2 protein-coding genes are annotated in these 1,423 nt (G+C 70.3%); both read left to right on the top strand.

The genetic code is table 11. The annotated features are described in order from the left end of the window. A partial coding sequence (locus G7A99_RS19715; RefSeq protein ID WP_163143435.1) for an aldehyde dehydrogenase family protein occupies positions 1 to 327 on the top strand: 327 nt, incomplete at its 5' end. 35 nt (positions 328 to 362) lie between these two features. Continuing rightward, positions 363 to 1,388 (top strand): alcohol dehydrogenase AdhP, encoded by a 1,026-nt coding sequence (gene adhP / locus G7A99_RS19720; protein ID WP_163143438.1) that lies wholly within the window; start codon positions 363 to 365, stop codon positions 1,386 to 1,388. Positions 1,389 to 1,423: the final 35 nt, after the last annotated feature.

Raw genomic sequence — 1,423 nt, forward strand, 5'->3', positions numbered from 1 at the left:
TTCCAGGAGGAGATCTTCGGGCCGGTGGTGTCGGTGACCGGCTTCGACGGCATGGACGACGCCCTGAAGATCGCCAACGACACCCTCTACGGCCTGGGCGCCGGTGTGTGGACCCGCACCATGAACACCGCCTACGCCATGGGCCGTGGTATCGAGGCCGGCCGGGTGTGGACCAACTGCTACCACCTCTACCCCGCCCACGCCGCGTTCGGCGGCTACAAGCAGTCCGGCATCGGGCGGGAGAACCACCGGATGATGCTCGATCACTACCAGCAGACCAAGAACCTGCTGGTCAGCTATGACCCCGCCCCGATGGGATTGTTCTGAGTGGCGGGGAACCACACGGAGGAGGAGAAGAAGCCATGAGCAAGACGATGAAGGCCGCGGTGGTCCGCGAGTTCGGCCGGCCGCTGGAGATCGACGAGGTACCGGTGCCCGAGCCCGGTCCCGGAGAGGTCCAGGTCCGCATCCAGGCCTCCGGGGTCTGCCACACGGACCTGCACGCCGCCGAGGGGGACTGGCCGGTCAAGCCGATCCTGCCGCTGATCCCCGGTCACGAGGGTGTGGGTTACGTCTCCGGCGTCGGTCGCGGTGTGACCCACCTGCGCGAGGGCGACCGGGTGGGCGTGCCCTGGCTCTACAACGCCTGCGGGCGCTGCGAGCACTGCATCGGCGGCTGGGAGACCCTGTGCGAATCCCAGCAGAACACCGGCTATTCGGTGCAGGGCGGCTACGGCGAGTACGTGATCGCGGACCCGGACTACGTCGGCGTGCTGCCGGACAAGGTCGGCTTCGCGGAGATCGCCCCCATCCTCTGCGCCGGCGTGACGGTCTACAAGGGCCTCAAGGTCACCGAGACGCGCCCCGGCGACTGGGTGGCCATCTCCGGCATCGGCGGGCTCGGCCACGTGGCGGTGCAGTACGCCCGGGCCATGGGGCTGCACGTGGCCGCCATCGACGTCTCCCCCGAGAAGCTCGCGCTCGCCGAGCGCCTGGGGGCGGAGCTGACCGTCAACGCCGCTGAGGAGGATCCCGGTGAGCGCATCCACTCCGCGGTGGGCGGGGCCCACGGCGCGCTGGTCACGGCGGTCTCGCCCAAGGCCTTCTCGCAGGTGCTTGGGGCGGTGCGCCGCGGCGGCACGGTGGCCCTCAACGGCCTGCCGCCGGGGGACTTCCCGCTGCCGATCTTCGACGTGGTCCTCAACGGCATCACCGTGCGTGGCTCCATCGTCGGCACCCGACTGGACCTCCAGGAGGCCCTCCGGTTCGCTGGCGAGGGGGCGGTGAAGGCCACGGTCAGCACCGCACCGCTGGAGGAGATCAACGCCGTGCTCGACCGCATGCGCGAGGGCCATATCGACGGGCGCGTGGTCCTGGACCTGGCATGAGCGGGACGGGCGAACAGGCCCCGGGGGTGTCGGTC

The organism is Arhodomonas sp. KWT (assembly GCF_010993615.1).